General features: G+C 71.8%; 20 protein-coding genes and 1 pseudogene. 10 read left to right on the plus strand and 11 right to left on the minus strand.

The genetic code is table 11. The features are described from left to right. Positions 1 to 9: 9 nt before the first annotated feature. The 9 genes from KG111_RS17785 to KG111_RS17825 all read right to left on the minus strand — a co-directional run bounded on the left by KG111_RS17785 (position 10) and on the right by KG111_RS17825 (position 8,639). A complete protein-coding gene (locus tag KG111_RS17785) occupies positions 10 to 1,341 on the minus strand; it encodes an FAD-binding oxidoreductase (protein WP_205291297.1) in 1,332 nt (443 codons plus the stop codon). 19 nt (positions 1,342 to 1,360) lie between these two features. Further along, positions 1,361 to 2,314: a PDR/VanB family oxidoreductase gene (locus tag KG111_RS17790; protein WP_205291296.1), complete on the minus strand. Its 954-nt coding sequence runs from the start codon at positions 2,312 to 2,314 to the stop codon at positions 1,361 to 1,363. A 60-nt stretch (positions 2,315 to 2,374) separates the two neighbouring features. Next, positions 2,375 to 3,037 (minus strand): pyridoxine/pyridoxamine 5'-phosphate oxidase, encoded by a 663-nt coding sequence (locus tag KG111_RS17795; protein ID WP_205291295.1) that lies wholly within the window; start codon positions 3,035 to 3,037, stop codon positions 2,375 to 2,377. Beyond that, complete coding sequence (locus tag KG111_RS17800) at positions 3,034 to 3,468, minus strand: cupin domain-containing protein (protein ID WP_205291294.1); 435 nt, start codon at positions 3,466 to 3,468, stop codon at positions 3,034 to 3,036. Before KG111_RS17800 ends, KG111_RS17795 begins: the two co-directional genes overlap by 4 nt. Beyond that, positions 3,465 to 4,235, minus strand: coding sequence for a cysteine hydrolase family protein (locus KG111_RS17805; RefSeq protein ID WP_205291293.1), 771 nt, complete (start codon positions 4,233 to 4,235; stop codon positions 3,465 to 3,467). The genes KG111_RS17800 and KG111_RS17805 overlap by 4 nt, the downstream gene beginning before the upstream one ends. After that, the gene (locus tag KG111_RS17810) at positions 4,232 to 5,461 is read right to left on the minus strand and encodes an amidase (protein WP_205291292.1); all 1,230 of its coding nucleotides are present in this window, start codon (positions 5,459 to 5,461) and stop codon (positions 4,232 to 4,234) included. The genes KG111_RS17805 and KG111_RS17810 overlap by 4 nt, the downstream gene beginning before the upstream one ends. Continuing rightward, positions 5,458 to 6,954, minus strand: coding sequence for a CocE/NonD family hydrolase (locus KG111_RS17815; protein ID WP_205291291.1), 1,497 nt, complete (start codon positions 6,952 to 6,954; stop codon positions 5,458 to 5,460). The genes KG111_RS17810 and KG111_RS17815 overlap by 4 nt, the downstream gene beginning before the upstream one ends. Then, positions 6,951 to 7,760 carry a creatininase family protein gene (locus tag KG111_RS17820; RefSeq protein ID WP_205291290.1) on the minus strand — a complete coding sequence of 270 codons (810 nt, stop codon included), beginning with the start codon at positions 7,758 to 7,760 and terminating at the stop codon, positions 6,951 to 6,953. Before KG111_RS17820 ends, KG111_RS17815 begins: the two co-directional genes overlap by 4 nt. A 93-nt stretch (positions 7,761 to 7,853) precedes the next feature. Further along, the gene (locus KG111_RS17825; RefSeq protein WP_205291289.1) at positions 7,854 to 8,639 is read right to left on the minus strand and encodes a GntR family transcriptional regulator; all 786 of its coding nucleotides are present in this window, start codon (positions 8,637 to 8,639) and stop codon (positions 7,854 to 7,856) included. Positions 8,640 to 8,944: 305 nt separating this feature from the next. Here KG111_RS17825 and KG111_RS17830 point away from each other — a divergent pair, with 305 nt between their 5' ends. The 10 genes and pseudogenes from KG111_RS17830 to KG111_RS17875 form a co-directional block, all read left to right on the plus strand. Then, on the plus strand, positions 8,945 to 10,042 hold the full coding sequence (locus KG111_RS17830; RefSeq protein WP_205291288.1) for an ABC transporter substrate-binding protein: 1,098 nt from the start codon (positions 8,945 to 8,947) through the stop codon (positions 10,040 to 10,042). Between the two features lie 105 nt (positions 10,043 to 10,147). Continuing rightward, the gene (locus KG111_RS17835) at positions 10,148 to 11,488 is read left to right on the plus strand and encodes an NtaA/DmoA family FMN-dependent monooxygenase (RefSeq protein WP_205291287.1); all 1,341 of its coding nucleotides are present in this window, start codon (positions 10,148 to 10,150) and stop codon (positions 11,486 to 11,488) included. After that, positions 11,488 to 12,318: an ABC transporter ATP-binding protein gene (locus tag KG111_RS17840; protein ID WP_205291286.1), complete on the plus strand. Its 831-nt coding sequence runs from the start codon at positions 11,488 to 11,490 to the stop codon at positions 12,316 to 12,318. Before KG111_RS17835 ends, KG111_RS17840 begins: the two co-directional genes overlap by 1 nt. Continuing rightward, positions 12,315 to 13,055: an ABC transporter permease gene (locus KG111_RS17845; protein WP_205291285.1), complete on the plus strand. Its 741-nt coding sequence runs from the start codon at positions 12,315 to 12,317 to the stop codon at positions 13,053 to 13,055. Before KG111_RS17840 ends, KG111_RS17845 begins: the two co-directional genes overlap by 4 nt. Before the next feature lie 370 nt (positions 13,056 to 13,425). Continuing rightward, positions 13,426 to 14,511: an acetamidase/formamidase family protein gene (locus tag KG111_RS17850; protein WP_249666215.1), complete on the plus strand. Its 1,086-nt coding sequence runs from the start codon at positions 13,426 to 13,428 to the stop codon at positions 14,509 to 14,511. Then, a complete protein-coding gene (locus KG111_RS17855; protein ID WP_205291283.1) occupies positions 14,511 to 16,013 on the plus strand; it encodes an AtzH-like domain-containing protein in 1,503 nt (500 codons plus the stop codon). The genes KG111_RS17850 and KG111_RS17855 overlap by 1 nt, the downstream gene beginning before the upstream one ends. Continuing rightward, on the plus strand, positions 16,010 to 16,717 hold the full coding sequence (locus tag KG111_RS17860; RefSeq protein ID WP_205291282.1) for a YoaK family protein: 708 nt from the start codon (positions 16,010 to 16,012) through the stop codon (positions 16,715 to 16,717). Before KG111_RS17855 ends, KG111_RS17860 begins: the two co-directional genes overlap by 4 nt. 166 nt (positions 16,718 to 16,883) lie before the next feature. Further along, positions 16,884 to 17,249 carry a TfoX/Sxy family protein gene (locus KG111_RS17865; RefSeq protein WP_205291281.1) on the plus strand — a complete coding sequence of 122 codons (366 nt, stop codon included), beginning with the start codon at positions 16,884 to 16,886 and terminating at the stop codon, positions 17,247 to 17,249. Positions 17,250 to 17,295: 46 nt separating this feature from the next. Then, entirely contained in the window at positions 17,296 to 17,838 is a 543-nt protein-coding gene (locus KG111_RS17870) for a 2'-5' RNA ligase family protein (RefSeq protein ID WP_205291280.1), read from the plus strand. Between the two features lie 170 nt (positions 17,839 to 18,008). Beyond that, a pseudogene (locus KG111_RS17875) lies at positions 18,009 to 18,590 on the plus strand (transposase); the annotation flags it as partial. A gap of 122 nt (positions 18,591 to 18,712) precedes the next feature. Here the strand turns inward: KG111_RS17875 and KG111_RS17880 are convergent. Beyond that, positions 18,713 to 19,768, minus strand: coding sequence for a hypothetical protein (locus KG111_RS17880; protein WP_205291279.1), 1,056 nt, complete (start codon positions 19,766 to 19,768; stop codon positions 18,713 to 18,715). 214 nt (positions 19,769 to 19,982) lie between these two features. Further along, on the minus strand, positions 19,983 to 21,374 hold the full coding sequence (locus tag KG111_RS17885) for a hypothetical protein (RefSeq protein ID WP_205291278.1): 1,392 nt from the start codon (positions 21,372 to 21,374) through the stop codon (positions 19,983 to 19,985). Positions 21,375 to 21,504 lie beyond the last annotated feature (130 nt).

Consider the following 21,504-nt stretch of genomic DNA (forward strand, 5'->3'; position numbering starts at 1 on the left):
CGTTCCTCCTCAGCTGTTGTCGGTCGTCATGACCTGGTTGACGACGGCGCCCTCGACGAGCTTGCCGGGGTTGAGCAGGCCCTTGGGGTCCGAGCGCGCGGCGCGGGCCATGGCCCGGCCGGGGTTGTTGTCGACCGTCCACTGGTGCGGGCTGTGCACGAAGACGCCCATCTCGGCGTACTTCTCGTAGCCGGCGTAGACGGCCTCCGCGGACTCGAACTCGCCGACCAGCAGGCCGAGCGGGCGGTCCTTCTGGGCCTCGATGTGCAGCACGCCGCCGGGGTAGACGGCCTCGACCTCGTCGACCCGGTCGATCAGCGCCTGCCCCACGAGCTCGACGTGGAAGTAGGTGTCGGGGTAGGCCTTCTGGGTCCACTCGATGGTGTGGTTGTACGACATCATCGACATCCGGATCATCTCCTGGGCGTCGTCGATGACCGCGTCCACGCGGCCGCCGACCTCCTCGACCAGGCGGCTGGCCCGGGCGACCTCGTCGGCACGCACGATGCCCCGCAGGCTCACCCGGTCGCGCGGCAGGCCGGGGTGCAGGGGGAGAGCGTTGACCATCAGCGGCCGGTCGGCCGACATCAGCCGCGGCGAGGGCTCCATGTCGCCGAAGACCCGGATCAGGTCGAGGGCGGGCTGGAACTCCTCGAAGCTGGCGTAGAAGCACCGCCAGTCGCGCAGCGGCTCGAGCTTGACGGTGACCTTGGCGATGATCCCGACGGTGCCGTAGGTGTGCAGGTAGGTCTGGATGTCGTCGCCGGTGATGTGCACCAGCTCGGGGCTGCCGGTCATCTCGACCACGTCGAGGGCCTGCACGAAGTCGCTGCTGGAGATCGTGCCATGCTCGATGGAGCCGGTGCCGCCGGAGCCACCGGAGAGGAATCCGGCGATCGTGGACTGCGCGGTGGAGGGGTACATCAGCAGCTCCTGCCCGCTCTGGCGCGCCGCGGCCTCCATCATCGCGATCACGGCGCCGGCCTCGGCGGTGATCCAGCCGTCCCCGACCTCGAGCACGCGCCGGGCGCGGGTGGTGTCGAGGACCAGGCCGTCGTGCAGCGGCAGGCCCTGGCCGTAGTTGGCGGTGCCCTTGCCGCGCGGGGTGACAGGTACGTCGTGGCGGTACGCCGCGGCGACGACCTGGCCGATCTCCTCGGCGCTGCTCGGGTAGGCGACCAGGTCGGCGAGGCCGAGGGGCAGCTGGGCGGAGAGGATCGGTGACATCGGGCAGCCGTCGACGGAGGCGCGCTGCCGGGTGCCGAGGTCGGTGCTGACGCCCCGCTCGCCGAGGAGCTCGATCAGCTCGGCGTGGAGGCCGGTGAGGTCGGGTCGGGTCATGTCGGAGGCCTTTCGCGGCTCAGAGCTCGAGGGACAACAGGGAGCAGGCGGCGCGGGAGACGCAGATCATCATCCGGTCGCCCTGGGCGCGCTCGGCGGGACGGAGCACCGAGTCGCGGTGGTCGACCTCCCCCATCACCACCGGGGTGTCGCAGGTGCCGCAGGTGCCTTCTCGGCACGAGGCCACCACCATCGCGCCGGCCGCCTCGGCGGCCTCGAGGACGCTCTGGTGCGGCTGCACGGTGATCGTCTGGCCGGAGTAGATGAGCTCGACGTCGAACGCCTCGTCGCGCACCGGCGCCGAGAGCTCGCGGGGTGCGAACCGCTCGGTGTGCAGCTCAGTGCCGGGCCAGGCGGAGACCAGCTCCTCGGCCTCGTCGATCAGTCGGCCGGGGCCGCAGGCGTACACCTGGGTGCCCGGTTGCGGGGTCCCGAGCAGCCCCGGCAGGTCGAGCCGGCGGCCCTCGTCGGCGGCGTACACCTCGATGTGGCCGGGGTAGCGCTCGCACAGCTCGTCGACGAAGGCCATGGTCGAGCGGGACCGTCCGGCGTACGAGAGCCGCCACTGCCGGCCCTTGGCCTCGACCTCCGCGATCATCGGCAGCAGCGGGGTGATCCCGATGCCGCCGGCGATCATCTCGTAGCGCTCGGCCTTGCCGAGCACGAAGTGGTTGAGCGGGCCCCGGGCCTCGACGACCGCGCCCGGGTGCAGGTTCTCGTGCACCCAGCGCGACCCCCCGCGCCCCGCCTCGTCGCGCAGCACCGCGATGGTCCAGGTGCTGGGTCCCAGGTCGTCGCCGCACAGCGAGTACTGACGCTCCACGTCGTCGGGGAGCAGCAGCGAGACGTGGGCCCCGGGGCGCCAGGACGGCAGCGGTCCACCGTCGGGGTCACCGAAGGTGATCCGCACGATGTCCTCGGCCGCCTCCTGGCGGTCCAGGACGACGAGGGCGCGTTCGGTTCCAGTGCGCATGGTGCTCTCCTGAGGGGGTGTCGTGCTCCGTCAGGCGGAGCGAGGTCGGAAGGGGCCGGCTCAGGCCTGGATCCAGCCGTGCCGCCAGGTGCCGTCGGTCCGCGTGTAGTGGATGCGGCGGTTCAGCGACTCGGGGTGGCCCTCCCAGAAGGTCACCGCGTCGGGGACGATGCGGAAGTACTTCCAGTAGTCGGGGCGGGCGATGGGCTCCGGCGCGGCGACGAGCTCCTCGAACTCGCGGACCTGCGCCTGCGGGTCGCGCAGGTCGAGGCCGTGGAAGGAGACGACCCGCGAGGCCTGGGTCTTGCGGTGCTCCTCGGCGAAGCGCGCGTCGGACTCCTCGTCGGAGGCGACGACCACATCCCCGGTGAAGTTGATCGACTGGGCGGTCTCGCGCCAGTAGAGGGAGACGGCTGCGCGGCCGGTCTCGGTCATCTCCACGCCCTTGCGGGACCCGAAGTTGGTGGTGAACCGCACCGCGTCGTCCTCGACGTCGAGCAGGTGCACGGTGCGGCTGGAGGGCGCGCCGTCCTTGGAGGCCGTGGCCAGCGTGACGTAGAGCGGCTCCACCGCGCCGATGTCGAGGACGTAGGAGATCCACTGCCGCATCAGGTTCAACGGGTTGCCCGGCGCGCCGTCGGCGTCGAGCGGGGGCACCCCCTCGGGGGTGGACGGGAACTTCATCGCCGGGTCGATCTCGGGGTGGAACGCCGCGGTGCTCATGCCTGGCTTCCGAAGACGGACGCCAGGACGTCGAGGTCCGCGGCGTCGATGGTGGTGCTCTGCCCGTCGGTGACGAGCTTGTGGAAGCCGCCGTCGGGCAGCATCGTCGTGATGGCGTAGAGGCGGCCCTCGCCGGTGTTGCTGATCCGGTGCACCGTGCCCGGGGCGAGCACCAGGAACTGCCCGGACTTCACGGGGGCCTCGACGCCGTCCACCTCGGCGACGCCCTCGCCGCGCAGGAAGAGGAAGGTCTCGACCTCGTCGGAGTGCGAGTTCGGCGGCTGGGCGCCGCCGGGCTCCCAGATCTCCAGGAACACCGAGTGGTCGATGCCCTTCTCGGGCCCGGCCAGCGGCGCCAGCTTCACCGTGTCCCCGGCGCTGATCAGGTGGGCCTGGACCGTGTCGAGGTCGATGGTCTCGAAGGGCTTCATGCCGTGATTCCTTCCAGTACGGCGGTGCTCTCGGCGACGAAGCCGAAGCACTGCTTGACGTTGTAGACGGTTGCCTCCCAGCAGAAGTCCGGGGAGGTCGTGGCGGAGCAGTCGGTGAGCATCGCGACGTCGTAGCCGGCGCAGGCGGCGTCGATGAGGGTGGCCAGCACGCACTGGTCGGCGTTGACCCCGGCGAACAGCAGCGTGGTGACGTCGAGGTTGCGCAGCACCGAGTCGAGCGGGGTGTCCCAGAAGCCGCTCATCCGGTGCTTGTCGATGCTGATGTCACCGGCGGCGACCTCGAGCTCGTCGACGACCGCGGCGTTCCAGGAGCCGGCCTGCAGCACCGCGCCGGCGCCGGGGAGCTCCTCGCCGATGCCGGTGCTGTGGCCGTCGGGGTCGTAGACGTGCAGGACGCCGGAGGGCAGGTTCGCCCGGTCGGGCCGGGTCCCCCAGTTCAGCCAGATCACCGGTGCGCCGGTGGCGCGCCAGGGGCCGAGCAGCCGCTGCAGCGGCTCGATGGGCCGCCGGGCCTCGGAGACGTCCACGCCGATCGAGCCGAGCCAGCCGTCGGGGTGGCAGAAGTCGTTCTGCATGTCCACCACGACCAGTGCGGTGCGCGCGGGGTCGAGGACCAGGGACTGTGGCTCGGCGCTGACCTCCCAGCCCTCTCGTTCGCGGCCGGCGCCGCGGCGCAGGTCGACCACGCCGTCGTCGATCCGCCAGGCCGTGGCGGGGTGGGCGCCCACGGTGCCGGGTGTCTTCATCGGTGCTCCTCGGGGGTGATGGTGGCGGCGATGGCCAGCAGCAGCTCGTCGTCGCCGGGGCGGCCGACGAGGCAGACGCCGACCGGCAGGTCGTCGACGGCGGCGAGCGGGAGGCTGACGGCGGGCAGCCCGCCCAGCCCGGCGACGCAGGTCAGCTGCATGGTGCGGAGCCGCAGGTCGTCCTTGACCGGGCCGGTGAGGTCCAGCTCCGGGGCCACGGTCGCGGCCGAGGGCAGGACCAGCACGCCGCCGGGCGGAAGCAGGTCGTCGATCTCGGCGCGCACCAGCGCGCGGCCGGCGTCAGCCACCTCGCCGAGGGCGGGGTCGGTGCGTGCCGCGGTCCAGAAGCGCTGCTCGATGCCGGGGCCGAAGCGCGGGACGCGGGCGGTGATCCACGTGCCGTGGCTGCGCCAGGCCTCGACCATCTGGCGGTTGCGGAAGGTCTCGAACCACTCCCCCACCCGTCCCCGGGTCAGGTCGGCGCGGACGACGTCCGCTCCGAGGCGCTCGGCCAGCGGCTGGGTCGCCGAGGCCACCGCCGCCGCGACGGCGGGGTCGGCGAGCGCGAGCAGGTCCTCGGCGAGCACCAGCGTGGTGACGTCGGCGGCCCGGGGCGTGGTCTCGAGCAGGGCGGTGCCGCCGGTCTGCAGCAGGGGACCGTCGGCCGCGATCAGCCCGACGGTGCCGAAGGTGGGGGCGAACTCCAAGACGCCGTCGAGCGGGACCCGGCCATGGGTGGGGCGCAGCCCGAAGACGCCGCAGTACGACGACGGCACCCGGATCGAGCCGCCGGTGTCGGTGGCGAGCGCCAACGGCACCAGGCCGCCGGCGACGGCGGAGACCGAGCCGCTGGAGGAGCCGCCGGGCACCCGGTCGGCGGCGCGGGGGTTCAGCGGGGTGCCGTAGTGCACGTTGGTGCCGGACAGGCTGAACGCCAGCTCGTCGGTGTGGGACTTGCCGATCACGCGGGCGCCGGCGTCCAGCAGCCGCTGCACCGCCACGGCGTGCCTCGGTGCGGGCGTGGCCTCGGCCAACCGGTCGGGGTTGCCGCCGCCGGTGGGCAGCCCGGCGATGTCGATCAGGTCCTTGACGACGATGTCGATGCCGGACAGGGGGCCGGCGTGGGGCGACCCGTCGTGCTCCGGGGCGGCGAGCACGCTGGGGGTGGTGGTCAGCGCGCCCAGCCGGGCGGCGAGACCGGCGAGGTCCGCGGGGTTGGGGCTCATGGTTCCTGCCTCACGACGGGGAGGGTGGCCTGGAGGGACGTGAGCGTGACGGGGGCGATCAGCACCCCGTCGGCGCCCTGGGGGTTGAGGTCGTGGCGCGGGAAGCGGGAGGCCGAGACCTCCACCCGCAGCACTTGGCCGGGCTCGAGGCGCCAGCCGACGGGGCTGAGGCCGACCTCGACCCGACCGCCCGTCGTACGTCGTACGCCGGCGCTGACCTGGCGCGAGACCCCGCCGTCGACCACGCACAGCGCGGCGAACACATCGAGGCTGGCGGCCGGGGTGCTCACCTCGACGCTCACGACGGGCGTGCCGGCCAGACGCAGCGGGGCGTCCTGCGGCCCGGTGGTCCAGCACAGCACGTCGCGGCGGTCCTCGAGCGCGGCGTTGTCGGGGTAGGCGGCGCTGGCGCCCGGCACCGGTGCGGTGGGGTCGGCGACGAACCACTCGGGGTGTGCGGCCTGAGGCGGCTCGGGCACCAGGGCGCCGCTGCCGTGCCGGCTGTTGGCGCCGCTCGCGCCGCTCGTCCCGTGCAGGGTGAGCGGCTCGGCGGGCGGGGGCCACTGGGCGCTGGTGTGCCATCCGCCGCCGACCTCGAACCAGGTGCTGCGCGCCGGTGCGGGGCCCTCACCGAAGACGTGGTCGAGGAAGGCCAGGAAGCCCTCGACGGCGGGCGCCGGCCCGGCCTCGGGGCCGAGCTCGAGGTCGCCGATGCGGCTGCCCCACGGCATGTGCGCCCAGGGGCCGCAGACGACGGTGGCGTCGAGACACCCGGCCAGCGCCCAGGTGCCGGAGGCGAACACGTCGGCGTAGCCGAGCACGGTGAAGGCCGGTACGTCGATGGCCTCGAGGTCCGCGGTGAGGGAGTCCCAGTACCCCGCGGGCTGGTCGTTGCCGACCCAGTGGCGGTACCACTGCGGCGGCTCGGCGCCGATCGCGGCGGCGGCCTCGGCGGCGTGCGGGTCGCCGGCACGACGCTGCGGGTCACCACCGAGGCGGGTCAGCTGGGCGGCCCACAGGACCATGAAGTCCCACTTGCGGGCGCCGGCCTCGTGCACGAACTCGTACGGCGAGGTGGGCGCCATCATCGGCGCCACCGCGACCAGCCCCGCGGGGCGCAGCGCCGCGGTCTGCAGCTGGTTGTAGCCCTGGTAGGAGAACCCGTAGAGGCAGACCCGGCCGTCGGAGAACGGCTGGGCGGCGGCCCACTCGACGGTGGCGGCGCCGTCGGCGGCCTCGTGGAAGGGCACGAAGTCGCCCTCGGAGTCGCCGGTGCCGCGCACGTCCTGGACGACGACGGCGTAGCCGAGCGCGGCGAGGGCCGCCGGTGCCGGCAGCACCATCGCGGAGGCGGACCCCCGCCCGTAGGGCAGGCGCTGCAGCAGGGTGGGGCGCGGGCCACCGAACTGCTCGGCCGGCGGCAGCCACACGTCGGTGGCCAGGGTGGTGCCGTCCGCCATCGGCACGCCGACGGTGGTGAGCGTCGGCGTCACGACCGCACCGCGGGGCCGGTACCGAAGCGGAACACGAGCATCTCCTCGACGGCGGCGGCGACGTTGCGCACCGACTCCGCAACGCGCGCTCGGCCGTGCTCGGCGGTGGCGAGGGTGGGGTCGCCGATGACGCCGTCGACGGTGATGTCCTCGGAGAGCCAGGCGTACTCGGAGCCCTGCTCGAAGCCGAGCGCGCGGTACTCGTTGATCCACGACGGGATGCGGCGCTCGGCCAGGGAGAGGTCGACGAGCTCGGGGAAGAGGTGGAGCATCATCGAGGTCTCGCCGAGACCGCCGTGGATGCCCAGCCCCTCCTCGCGGGGGTCGCCGGCGGGGCCGCCGTTGTCCGGCGGCAGGTCGCAGTGCGCCAGGAACGTCATCAGGTCGTGCTTGACCCGGATCTCGCGGATCGCGACCCGCAGCAGGTTGGTGTTGCCGCCGTGGGCGTTGAGGAAGGCGAAGCGCCGGCCGCCGGCGCGTCGTACGGAGGCCGCGACGTCGTCGAGCACGGCGAGCAGGGTGACCGGGCTCAGGCTGACGGTGCCGGGCGCCCAGACGTGCTCGTTGGAGGTGCCGTAGGTCAACGTCGGCATCACCACGACGTCGAGGTCGGGGCGCTCGGTGACCAGCCGGGCGGCGACGGCGTCCGCGACCAGCGCGTCCGTGGCCAGGGGCAGGTGGGCGCCATGGTGCTCGACGGCACCGATGGGCTGCAGGAAGAGCGGATCCCCCTCCGCGGCGGCACTTCCGCAAGCGGGGCCGCTCATCTCGGCGAGGAATCGGGCCTTCCGGATCGACTTCTCCATGCCGAGAAAGGTAGGAGGACTTTGTTTCTCAATGGTTAAGGCGAGCGGTCGCCGCAGTTTCTTTCGTCTCGGGGCCTATTTCCGGCGTCATCCCTAGCCGCGCGCCGCGAGGTCGACCGTCTCCTCGATTCCCGGCAGCACCGTGCGCACGAGCCCGTAGCGCAGCGGCAGGGGCCCGGCGGAGCCGCTGTGGTACTCCCGCGCCAGCCAGCAGCGGGTGCCGATCCGGCTCACGCCGACCTGCTCGAGACGCAGCAGCGGGGTGCTCCGTCCCACGCCGAGGTCGTCGGCACGATCGCCGGCGACCTGGGCCTCGACCAGGGAGGAGACCCACTCCGTGACGTGTCCGTTGGCCCGCTCGGCGATCACCAGGACGCTCTTGGCCGCGTCGACGGCGACCTTGCGCGGGGCGGGGATGAAGTCCTCGGCGTACATCACCGGATGGCCGTCGGCGAGCCACCGCTTGCAGGTCCGGTAGACCAGGTAACCGTCTGTGACCTGCAGTTTCTCGACGATGTCGGGACTCGGGGACACCCATCCCGCCTCCAGCAGCTCCACCCGCGCCTCGTGTCCGAGCCCGCGCACCACCTCGGCGAACTCCATGGTCCGGTCGATCCGCACCCCGATGTCCATCGCCGCAGGGTTGGCGAAGGTGCCGGCCCCGTGGCGGCGGGCGATGTAGCCCTCGGCCTCCAGCCGGATCAGCACCTCGCGCACCGAGTTGCGGCCCATCCCGAGCAGGTCTGCGAGCTCGGTCTCGGGAGGCAGCCGGCCGTCGGCACCGACCGCGGCCTGCCAGATGTCGCGAAGGCTGGGACGCGGCGCGGGCACGGCATCGATCGGATCGGTCGCCCGGATCGGGTCGGTCGGATCGGTCATGGTCGGGAATGGTGCCACGACTCGAAAGCCACAAACAGGCCCCTGAATCGAATATCCGGGCCGGCAGGCCAAACGAAACACGAATCCCGGATCGATTCACGCACCGTTCACAAACGGGAAACTGCGGCGCGACTTTCAGCCGAGAAAGTGGTCCCACCTTTCGAGGACAGCACCGCAATCGGCACTTGGAGCCTAGACATCCCACGTCTGGCCCGAAATGCCGGCTCCACGCCGTCCCGAAGGTGTGACGAGTCACCGATGCCTCGTCCTCCGAGCGAACACTCGCCACCTGAAAGGTCATCTCCATGGCATCCAAGGCCCGTCTCTCCGTCGCCGCCGTCCTCGGCGCCGGGGTCCTCCTCACCTCCCTGACCGCCTGCGGCGAGGAGGAGAAGTCCGCAGCGCCGACCTCCTCCTCCGTGATCAGCGACGAGCGCTGCGCCGCCAACGGCGAGGCCGGCAAGCTCACCTACCTCACCTCCTACCAGTACGCCGCGACGGCGAGCATCCTCGACGTCCTCGCCGCCGAGGAGCTCGGCTACTTCGACGACCTGTGTCTCGACGTCGAGGTCCAGCCCGGCGACACCGCGCAGAACCCGCAGCTGGTCAGCGCCGGCCGCGCCGCCTTCGCCGCCCTCGGGGGTCCCGCCGACGTGCTGAGCGCCGTCGCTGCCGGCGCCGACGTGGTCTCCGTCGCCACCTACGGCAACGTGCCGGCGATCGAGTACATCTCGCTCGCCGACGGGCCCATCAAGGACCTCAAGGACCTCGAGGGCAAGACCGTGGGCTACAAGGGCAACCAGGACCCGCCGCTGCTGTCCATGCTGGAGAAGGCCGGCGTCGACACCGACAAGGTCGAGTTCGTCTCCGTCGGCTACGACCCCTCGATCCTCGCCCAGGGCAAGGTCCACGCGCTGGAGGCCTACAAGTCCAACGAGCCCAAGGTCCTCGCCAAGGCCGGCCACGAGGTCACCGAGTGGAAGCCCGAGGAGTACGGCGTCCAGAGCAGCTTCAACAACCTGGTCACCAGCTCGAAGTTCGCCGAGAAGAACCCGACCGCGGTCGAGGACTTCCTCCGCGCCACGTTCAAGGCCTACGAGTGGCTCTCGGCCAGCGACGAGAACCTGACCAAGGGCCTGGGCTGGGCCGAGAAGGCCACCGGACCCGGCAGCTACGACGTCGAGCTGGCGAAGGTGCGCTGGCAGACCGAGGTCGAGCTGATCAGCTCCAGCCAGCCCGAAGGCACGCCGCTGGGCTTCCAGAGCGAGGAGCAGTGGAAGCCCGAGGCCGAGGTGTACGTCGAGCACGGCGTGCTCAAGGAGATGCCGGACCTGTCCGAGGCGTTCGACGCCTCCTACGTCGAGGCCATCTTCGAGGGCACCGAGCTCGTCTGGGGCGAGTGAGCACCGCAGTCCCCGGTCGCCCGGCGACCTGAACCACCCCGGTCCGGGGGTGCCGCCGCCCGCGGCGCCCCCGGACCACCCCACACGAGACATGAGGGAGTCCCCGTGCCACGCCAGATGACCCTGATCGGGTTCTACAAGATCCCCACCGCCCACTACACCGGGATGTGGCGGCACCCGCACAGCGCGACGAACCTGCTGGACCCGGCGTTGCCGATGCACGCGGCGAAGGTCCTCGAGGAGGGCCTGTTCGACATGATCTTCATGTCCGACGGCATCGTCACGCCGGCCACGTTCGGCGACCGCTTCGACGAGACGCTGCGCAGCGGCTCCCAGGGTGCTCTGGAGCTCGAGCCCTCGGTCGTCCTGTCGATGATGGCCACCGCGACCAGCCGGATCGGCCTCGGCGGCACCATGTCGACGACCTTCATGCCTCCGTTCCACATCGCCCGCATCCTGGGCTCCCTGGACGTCCTCAGCGGCGGGCGCGCGGCGTGGAACATCGTCACCTCCCACAACGACGTGCAGGCCCAGAACTTCGGCAGCGACACGATCCTGCCCGCCGACCAGCGCTACGACCGCGCCGACGAGGTCACCGAGGCCGTCACCGGTCTGTGGTCGTCGTGGGAGGCCGACGCCGTCGTCGTGGACAAGCAGACCGGTGTCTTCGTCGACCCCGAGAAGGTCCACCACGTCGACTACGAGGGCGAGCACGTCAAGGTCCGCGGCCCTCTGTCGATCCCGCGCAGCGCCCAGGGCCGGCCGGTGCTGATGCAGGCCGGCTCCTCCAACCGCGGCATGGAGTTCGGTGCCCGCTGGGGCGAGATCATCTTCGTGATGGGCCACACCCCCGAGGCCCTGCACAAGCAGCGCGCGGCGATGCGGGCGAAGGTCGCCGAGCTCGGCCGCAACCCCGACGACCTCAAGGTCGCCGCGCTCGTGCAGCCCATCATCGGCGAGACCGAGGCGATCGCCCGCGAGAAGCAGGAGTTCATCCGCTCCACCGTCTCCGTCGACGCCGCCCTGGCGGTGCTCTCCGCGCACACCGGCATCGACCTGTCCGCCATGCCCCGCGACACCGCCGTCTCCGCGATCGTCGACCAGCTCGGCGGTCCCGGTGCCCGCGGCACCGCGGCGCTGCTCAACCAGGCCAACGACGCCGGCACCGACGGGATCACGCTGGAGGAGGCGGCCCGCAAGTTCGGCGCCAGCGGGCTGACGCCCCAGGTCGTCGGCACCGGTGAGCAGGTCGCCGAGCAGCTGCGCGAGCTGTTCGACGCCGAGGCCGCGGACGGTTTCATGATCGACCCGACCGAGATGCCCGGGACCTTCGAGTCCTTCACCCGCGCCGTCGTACCGCACCTGCAGCGCATGGGCGTCTTCCGCACCGCGTACGCCGGCGAGACGCTGCGCGACGTCCTCGGCCTGCCGAGCGTGGTGTCCTGATGACGGCCTCGTCGGTGGCGCTCGGCCCCCTCGACACCGACACCGGTGTCCGGCTCCGCGGCGTGGAGAAGGTCTTCCGCTCCCGCCGCTCGACCGTCCAGGCGCTCTCCTCGGTGGACCTGGAGATCCGCTCGGGTGAGTTCGTCACCCTCTTCGGCCCGTCGGGCTGCGGCAAGTCGACGGTCCTGCGGATCATCGCCGGGCTCGAGCGCGAGACCAGCGGCGAGGTGTCGGTCTTCGGCACCTCACCGGCGGAGGCCTCCAAGCGGAAGAACATCGCCTGGATCCCGCAGTCGTCGGCCCTGCTCCCGTGGCTCAGCGTGAAGGCGAACGCCTCGCTGTCCAACGTGGTCAACCGGCGACCCGACCGCAACGGCACCACCAGCCGCACCCCGCTCGACCCCGTGCAGCTGCTCGGGGAGGTCGGCCTCAGCGACTTCCTCGGCGCCAAGCCCAACCAGCTCTCCGGCGGCATGCGGCAGCGCGCCTCGATCGCCCGCGGCTTCGTCCAGGGCGCGGAGCTGATGCTGATGGACGAGCCCTTCTCCGCGCTCGACGAGCTCACCAAGGACGCGCTCCAGCTGCGTCTGCTCGAGGTGTGGTCGCAGCACCGCAAGACGATCGTGTTCGTCACCCACTCGGTCAACGAGGCCGTGCTGCTCTCGGACCGGATCGTCGTCATGACGCCGCGCCCGGGCCGGATCCAGGGAGTCGTCGACATCACCCTGCCCCGCGAGAACCGCCCGGAGCTGGCGGGGACCCCGGAGTTCACGGCACTGGTGGACGAGGTCAAGCAGGTGCTGCGCACCGGCTGGGAGGGAGAGCGATGAAGGCGTACTCGTCGATCGCGACGCGGTTCGTCGCACCGCTCGCGCTGATCCTGCTGATCGGCTTCGGCTGGCAGTGGGTCGCCACCAACATGGTCAGCGTCCTGCCCACGCTGCAGGACATGTGGGCCAGCGTCCGCGACGACCCGCGGATGTACACCGAGAACGCGTGGATCACGGTCAAGACCGCCCTGTTCGGATTCCTGCTCGGCGGGGTGATCGCCCTCGCGCTCGGCATCATGTGCGTGAACAAGGCGATCCGCTCAGCGGTGATGCCGATCGCGACGATGCTGCACGTCACGCCGATCGTCGCGGTCGCACCGGCCCTCATCGTCGCCTTCGGCTTCGGCGACGGCCCGCACCTGGCGACGGCGACCATCGCGGCGTTCTTCCCGATGCTGATCAACGCCATCACCGGCTTCCAGGCCATCGACGACCAGGCGCACGAGGTCTTCTGCGCGATGTCGGCCTCCCGCGCCGAGGTGTTCTGGCGGCTGCGGCTGCTCTCGAGCCTGCCGTACCTGTTCGCCGGTGCCCGGGTCTCGATCACCGGCGCGATGGTGGGCGCGGTCGTCTCGGAGTTCTTCGGCACCCCCGAGGGGCTCGGCGCGCTCATCGTGACCGCCCAGGCCAACATCAACCTGCCGGTGATGTGGTGCGCGATCCTCGTCACCGCGATCTCCTCGATGCTGCTGATGTCGCTCGTCGGCCTCGTGGAACGACTCACCGTCCGCTGGTGACCCCCGGCCCCCGCGCCGCCTCGGCGAGCGCGGGGGCAGGCGGCTCCCCACCGCCTGCGGCCCTTCCCGACCCTTCCCACCCAGGAGGAAGCACGTCCGTCACCGCCCTCCCCACCGATGTCCCCACCGCCCTCCCCACCGTCGTCCCCGCCGCGTCCACGTTGCAGCGCTCCTCGAGCACGTGGAGCCGGTGACCACGACCTCGTCCTCATGCGCGTCCACGCCCTGGCCACGAGTGCCGCGGAACCCACCGTGTTCCATGGCAGCCGCTTCCGCGCCCTGGCACTCTGATCGTCCTCCTCTGCCGTCAGGTGATCCCATGTCCCACCACCGCAACGAACCAGAAACTCCGGCTCGGCACTCTGGGCCGGTGAGCCAGCAAACGAGTCCGCGCACCCCCCGGTCCGCGGCACTGCAGCCCGGCACCGGGCCGATCCGATCGGCGACGTACCTGCCCGCCGAGCCCGACACCGTGTTGTGGGGTCGCCTGCCCTGCGGCACCGATACCCCGGTGCTGACCGTCGAGCCGGGCACCGAGGTCACCATCGACACGATCAGCCACGAGGGGATCCTCGAGGACCAGGGTCGCGACCCGCGGCGCTTCTTCACCGAGCACGGCGCCGAGGAGGTGCTCACCGACGCCATCGCCCTGGCCGCCGCCGACGTGCCGCGGACCTTCGGCGTCGACGGTCCGCACGTGGTCTCCCGCCCGATCCAGGTCACCGGCGCCCGGGCCGGTGACCTGCTCGCGATCACCATCCTCGAGACCCTCCCCCGGGTGCCGTACGGCGTGATCTCCAACCGTCACGCCAAAGGCGCCCTGCCGGACACCTACCCGCTCGACGGGGCGGCGGTGCACAGCGAGTTCGTCACCATCGCCGACGATCACGCCCACCTCGGGCCGGCCCGGTTCCCGCTCGCCCCGTTCCTGGGGATCATGGGCGTCGCGGTCGACGGCGACGAGCGGCCGCACAGCGTGCCGCCGGGACCGCACGGCGGCAACATCGACATCCGGATGCTCACCGTCGGCAGCACCCTCTACCTGCCGATCCAGGTCGACGGGGCGATGGCCTACGTCGGCGACCCGCACTTCGCTCAGGGCGACGGCGAGGTCAGCCTGACCGCGCTCGAGGCCAGCCTGCGCGCCACCGTCCGGTTCGACGTCCTCGCCCGCGAGGAGGCGGTGGCGCAGTTCGGCGAGCTGGTCGGTCCGCTGGCCGCCACCGACGAGCTGCTCATCCCCACCGGCATGGACCCCGACCTCGACGTCGCGGTGCAGAACTGCGTGCGCGCCGCGATCGCGCTGCTGCAGGCGCGCTACGGGATGAGCGCGCCGGCGGCCTACGCCTACCTCAGCGCCGCCACCGACTTCCACATCTCCCAGGTCGTCGACGTGGTCAAGGGCGTCCACGCCGCCATCCGGCGCAGCGACTTCCCCGACGCAGGCGGCTTGTGATGGCCGGGCAGCACGAGGCCCCCGACGGGCTGATGGCGGCGTTCCACGCCTACGAGCGGGCGCTGATGGACGACGACCTCGACGCGATGGCGCGCCTGTTCGCGCCCGGCGCCGACACGCTGCGCGGCGACGCCGAGGGCCTGCTCGTCGGGCACGAGGAGATCACCGGCTTCCGCCGCGGCCGCGGCGGGGCGCCTCGGCGCCGCCTGGTCGGCACCGAGGTGCGTCCCCTCGACGCCGACCACGCCGTGGTCGTGGCGCAGACCGAGCTCGAGCGCGGCGGGCGCGGGCTGCAGACCCAGGTGTGGCGCCGCGAGGCCGAGTCCGGTCGGTGGCAGGTGCTGGTCGCCCACGTGGGCACCCCGGCACCGGCCTTGGACACCCGCATCTGGCGCGTCGTCGGCGACCCGCTCGTGCCCGGCGCCGGCACCGGAGCGCTGGCCGGGGAGACGGTCGCGGTCAAGGACGTGTACGCCGTCGCCGGGCACCCGATCGGGGCCGGCAACCCGGCGCGGCTGGCTGCGGCGGAGACCGAGGTCCAGCACGCGAGCGTGCTGGGGCAGCTGCTGGCGGGCGGCGCCGACGTGCGCGGCATCGCGCGCACCGACGAGTTCGCCTACAGCATCGCCGGCGCCAACCCGCACCACGGCACCCCGCCCAACCCGCGCGCCGCCCGGCGGGTCCCCGGCGGATCCAGCAGCGGCTCCGCCTCCGCGGTGAGCCTGGGCCACGCCAGCATCGGCCTGGGCACCGACACCGCCGGCTCGATCCGGGTGCCGTCGGCCTACCAGGGCCTGCACGGCATCCGCACCACCCACGGGCTGGTGGACCGCACCGGGCTGCTCCCCCTCGCCCCCAGCTTCGACACCGTCGGGTGGATGACCCACGACGCGACGCTGCTGCGGCGCGTGGGCGACGTCCTGCTGCCCACCGGGCAGTACGACGGCCTCGGCGAGCTCGTCATCGTCCCCGAGCTGCTCGCCCTGGCCACCCCCGAGGTCGCCGACGCCGTCGCCGCCCGCTTCGCCGGGGTCGCCCGCACCGAGCACTGGGACGGTGCGGAACTGCTGGCGTCGTACCGGCGGGCGTTCGGGACCTGCCAGGGTTTTGAGGCCTGGCAGCATCACGGCGCCTGGCTCACCGGTCGGCTCGACACGCTCGGGCCGGCGGCGCGGGCGCGGTTCGAGCACGCCTCGACGATCAGCGCCGCCGAGGCTGAGCAGGCCCTGGAGACGCTGCTCGAGGCCCGGACGACGATCCGCGACTTCGTCGGCGACCGGGTGGTGGTGCTGCCGTCAGCGGCCTCCGTCGCCCCGATGCCGGCCGAGGCCGAGGAGGCCCGCGAGCGCACCCTCACCCTGACCTGCCTGGCCTCCGTCGGCGGCCTGCCGGCGGTCAGCCTTCCCCTGTCCACCGCGTCCGGGCTGCCGGCGGGAGCGTGCCTCGTCGCGGCCCGCGGCCGCGACCGTGCGCTGCTGCACCTGACGGAGGCCCTGTCATGAGCTGGCGAGCTGTCCCCACCGCCCGGATGCACCTGTGGCTGATGCTGGTGCTGACCTTCACCACCGGCATCAACGACGCGATCGGCTACCTCGGCCTGGACAAGGTCTTCACCGGCAACATGACCGGCAACGTCGTCATCCTCGGCATGGCGCTGGTCGGCGACCACGAGGACCTGCCGGTCCTCGGGCCGGCGCTGGCGCTGGTCGGGTTCATGGTCGGCGCGGCCATCGCGGGCCGGGCGCTGCGCACGGCCGGCGCCGGATGGAACGCCACCACCACGGTCCTGCTCGGCTTCGTCGCGCTGACCATGTTCGTCCTCGGCGGCATGCTGCTCCTCACCGGCGACCATCCCGTCACCGCCGCGATGGTCACCGTCACCACGCTCGCCGCCCTCGCCATGGGCATGCAGGCCGCGGCCGCGCGACACCTCGCGGTCAAGGACGTGACGACCGTGGTGGTCACCAGCACCATCACCGGGCTCGCTGCGGACTCGTGGCTCGGGGCCCGCAAGCCGGGCGCCTCGGCGCGCCGGATCAGCGCGGTGGTGCTGATCCTGCTCGGTGCGTTCGTGGGCGCCGCCGCGCTGCAGCTGCACCTCGCCTCCGGCCTGCTGCTCGCCGGCGTGCTGATCGCGGGCGTCACCGTCGTGGGCGCGGCCCACGAGCACGCCACCCGGACCGGCGGCACCGTGGCGGTGGGCTGAGCCCTCCCCCAGACGAGCCCGGCACCCCCCTCGGCCGGGCTCACCGCGGCCGGCGTCGGACGAGCTCGTCCGGCGCCGGTCGCCCTTTCCTGCTGTCGGTTCCGGCTGTCGGCGACGGTGGCTAGCGTGCGAAGCGACGCGAGGTCCCGACGACGAGGAGCCGGTCATGGCGTACGACGAACAGCTGGCCGCCCGCATCCGTGCGGCGGTGACGGACGCAACCGAGGCGGCTGGCGCAGGCGGGTCGGTCGGGCACCGGGAGATCACCATGTTCGGCGGCCTGTGCTGGACGGTGAACACCCACATGGCCGTCGGCACCGGCGAGCAGGACCTGATGGTGCACGTCGGCACCGACGGGATCGACGAGGCCCTCGCCGCCGGCGCGCGCCGGGCGACGATGGGCTCGCGGACCATGGGCGGGGTGGTCCTGGTGGCGGCGGCGGACCTTCCCGACACGGCGAGCCTGGACGCCTGGGTGCGGCCGGCGGTGGCGCGGGCGTTGGCGCGGCCACCGAAGCCGGGCAAGCGCTGAGGGCAGGCGTGACGCCGCGGCCCGGCGTGGACCTAGGCTGGCGCGGGTGCCCGACCATGCCTTGGAGCTGAGCTTCGACGGGGCCTCCGCGCGCGCGATCGAGGCCCAGTGGGAGGCGTTGCGGGCCGCGGGCCTGCCCTCGCAGGCCGACCACCGCTCGATGACCAACGCTCCGCACCTGACGCTGGTCGCGGCCAGCCCCATCGACGCCTCCGTGGTGGCGCCCGCCGCCGACCTGGTCGCTCCGCTTCTGCCCGCGGTGATCGCGGTGCGCGGACTGCTGCTCCTGGGCGACGGACCGCGGATCACCCTGGCCCACCTGGTCGAGCCGGACGCGGCGCTCGCCGACGCGGTGGCCCGTCTGCGCACCCTGGTGCCGGGCCTGCGTCACTCGGTGTGGACACCGCACGTCACCCTGGCCCGCCGCGTGCCCCGACGACAGCTCGCCCGAGCGCTCGAGGTGCTGGGCGAGGTGCCGCCGGTGCGCGAGATCGTGGCCGACCGGCTGCGCTGGTGGGACCCGGAGACGCAGGTGGTGGAGACCGTCAGCGGCCTTCCTCAGCCTCCCGCGAGTCGTGCTCGCCCCTGAGCGTGTCCTGTACCGAATCCACGGCATCCAGATTCGTGTGACGCCAACGCGACGCGCTCGCAGCCCCTAGCCTTTGCCTCGACGCCGCTGGAGCGGCGTGGCGCAAGCCCGCCAGGAACAACCTTGTTTGGAACGTCAAGGTCGAAGCCAATGAGCCGGGCAGCACTCATGGATTCGTTGAATCGCTCGACGATCTGTTGCATCGAGGTGCGCGTCTGATGGTCCAAGGCAGCAAACGCCTTCGAGAAAACCTCATAGTTCAGCGCTGCCGGGTCCACTTCGCCCGCAACCTCCTCGCCCACGTCCCCAAGACCCACGCCGACATGGTCGCTGCGGTGTTCCGCACGATCTTCGCCCAGCCCGACCCCGAGGCCGTCAGCAAGGCGTGGGGCGAGGTCCGCGACCAGCTCGCCGTGTCGTTCCCGAAGGTCGGGCCGCTCATGGACGAGGCGAAGGCCGAGGTCCTCGCGTTCACCGGCTTCCCCAAGGCCCACTGGCGCAAGATCTGGTCGACGAACCCGCTCGAGCGGGTGAACAAGGAGATCAAGCGCCGCAGCCGCGTGGTCGGCATCTTCCCCAACGCCGCCGCCGTAATCAGACTTGTCGGAGCGGTCCTGATCGACATGCACGACGAATGGATCGCCGGCGACCGCCGCTACCTATCTGAGGAGTCCATGGCGCTGGAGTCCATGGCGCTGCTCAACACCACCATGGATACTGGTGATCACGCCGCCATGGAGAGCGGCGAGTAAGGCACCGAAGACCACCTCAAAGCCCACCACCCCGCGGGGCTCTGTCCATCTGAACCCGTCTACGTCGACCGTTCCCGACCCGCACTCGCCCCGTGACGCCAATGTGCGGCGCCGCAGTCTTGCTACGGAGCCGACTGGTCGCCGACGGCGTGCAAGAACGCTTCGACCGGCATCCAGTTCGGGTTCGAGGCGGCAACCGGCTCGGCGCGGACCTGGTAGAGCGCGCTCTGCCAGGTGCCGGTGCTGATGTCTTCGGCGAAACGTGCGCCGGTTGCTCCGCCGACGCGGCCCACGAACGCGACCAGCGGGCTAGGGGAGAGGGCGTCGGCGACGATCTCCGCACCCGTCATCCGGCCCTGAGCGTTGGGCATGGAGATCGTCTTGGACTCCAGTTCCTCGTGCCGCTCCAGGGCCTCGGCGAGGACCGAGGTCCAGTACGGCGGCGCGACAGGACGAAACGCGTCGAGCAGCGCCTCCCACGTGACGACCAGGTGCGAGGTCAGGCCGTTGCGTTCGCGGGTCGCGAGGCGTTCGGGCAGCAGGAGCGCGTGGGCGACGTTCTCGGTAGGAAGGTCCAGCACCTGACGCCAGTGCTCGATGATCGGCGCCTGGGCTGCCATCTGCTCATTCAGGGAGGCAGCGGACGGGGCGTGGAACATCTTCGCCTCGATGGCCAGCAGCCAGTCGCAGCCCACCAGGACGATGTCGGGTGTCTCGCGGGTGAACTCCTCACCCCACTTCGCCTTGTCGGCATCGGTGTAGACCGACTCGGCGAACCCGTACTCGGTGAGGAACTGGACCTGCGCGGACGAGCCGGCCTGAGCGTCGACGTCGAGGCCGAACAGGTCGAGCAGGCGAGGAAGGTGCCAGAACCCGGTGCTGGTCGTCAGCGCCGGGAACACGGTGCCGGTGTAGAAGCGCTCCTTGCGGTTCAACGGCAGTAGGCCACGCCACTGGACGTCGACGGGCGCACCATGCTTGAGCGCCCCAGCGTCGGCGCGAACCGCACGTGCAACTTCAGCAGCCTCCGATAACGCGGCAGCCAAGTTGGTCGCCTCGCCCTCGGACAAGTTGTCGTCCCACTCACCTTTCGCGACCTGTTCGGCGATCCCGGCGGCGCGCTCGAACAGGTGCTGGGCGTGCGTCGCGGTCTGATGCAGGTCCTCGTGGCTCGTCATTGCTCGATGATCCGCGATGACAACGACTCTCGTGGCAAAAGTACGGTTCCAGGTGCTCTCAGCGGACCTACCGTGTGGGTCGTGACCCGGCGGCTTCCTTGGACCACAACTCCACAACAGGCCACACGTGCGTCCCGCGGCGCCGGGCGCGAACCGCGAGACGGGCGAGACGGGGGGCGGGCGATACGGGGGGCGGGGAGAAGACCCGGAGGGCTCAGCGCCGCTTGGCCTGCTTGATCTTCTTCTTCACCGACTTCAGCGCCTTGGCCTTGGCGGCCTTGATCGCCTTCGTCTTCGCCGCCTTCGTCACGCCCGCGCTGCGCGCCATCGTGAGCGCCTTCGCGCCAGCACCGTCACGAGCCTGGACCTGCGCCCGGCCGAGAGCGTCGTTGAACGCGCTCGCCGACGCAGCGTCGTACGCGGCCTGCTCGGCGTCCTGCTCGGCCGCACGAGACGCGCACGCGGTGGCGGCATCCCGCGTCTCACCCTTGCAGGTGCGGGTGATGGTGCGTGTCGCGGTCGCCGTCGCGGTGTTCTTGGCCGAGACGGTCGCCGAACGCGCCACCTTCACCTTCGCCGTCGCCGACGACTTGTAGGTCTTTCCCTTCGCCTTGCGCTTCACGGTGACCTTCTTCGTCCACCGCGTGAGCGTCTTCGTGCCGGTCGAGGTCGCCGACGCGCTCGCCGTGGCGGTACGGGTGGCGGTACGCGTCGCCGTCGCGGTGTACTGACCCTTCGGTGGCTCGGGTGCCACGCCGGTGCAGGCCCGGTGCGTCGTGGCGATGTCGTCGGGTGCGCCCACGCAGTTCGGAGCCGGGTCAGCGCCGGTGCAGGTGCCGTCGCCGCCGGTCTTCGGCGCGTAGAGGTCCGGGTCGAGCATCATGCCGGGCTGGTTGGCGTGCGCGGGCATGTTCGTGCACGTGTCCGGCTGCGCGATCCAGTGCCCGGCCGGGTAGCCGGGCTTGCTCGCCCACGGGTAGACCGCCTTGCAGGCACCGGCCTGCCGCTCCCACGGCGCACAGGTGAACATGTCGCCCTGGAACTGCGTCAGGGCGTTCGCCGCGGTCTCCAGACGCGCGTTGGTGCAGTAGTAGTCTGAGCCACCGCCGCTCGCCGACTTCCAGGGGTAGCCGGTGGCGGCCCGGCAGGCCTCGGCGTTGGCGTTGAACCCAGGGAACTTGGCCTCCACGCGCTCGGCGTTCGGGGTGCACCAGTAGGTGTTCATCCAGCCGTTCCACGTCACGTCCGACCAGTCGCTCGCGCAGTACATGCCGTAGGGCTGGTAGACCCAATCGAAGTTGCGCGCGGCGCTGGTGGTGATCCGGTAGGCGAACCAGAAGCCGTCGGCGTCGGCGTGCTCGGTGTCGACGAAGAGGATCTCCCGGCCCCGGGCGGCGTGGAAGGTGAGGTATTCCTCCTTCTCGGTGACCTTCAGGTACCCGGGCAGGCTCGGGTCCGGCAGCGGGCCGTAAGGGCCCTCGACCGACGTGCTCGCAGCGGCAGGGGCTGTGTTCACGCCGAGCACAGTGACGATGGCCGCGAGCAGGCCGAGCACGGCCAGCGCCATGGCGGCGAGGCGGCCGAGCGGGCTGCGGGTCGTGGTCATCGGGGCTCCTTCGGTCGGTCCCTGGTCGCCGGACGTGACTCTAGGTGGTCTCTGACCAACAGGTGTGCGGAAGAACCGAGAAGTCTCTCCACCACCTCCGACACATGCTCGCGCGCCGACGATGGCACTC

The organism is Nocardioides faecalis (genome assembly GCF_018388425.1).
GTDB lineage: Bacteria > Actinomycetota > Actinomycetes > Propionibacteriales > Nocardioidaceae > Nocardioides > Nocardioides faecalis.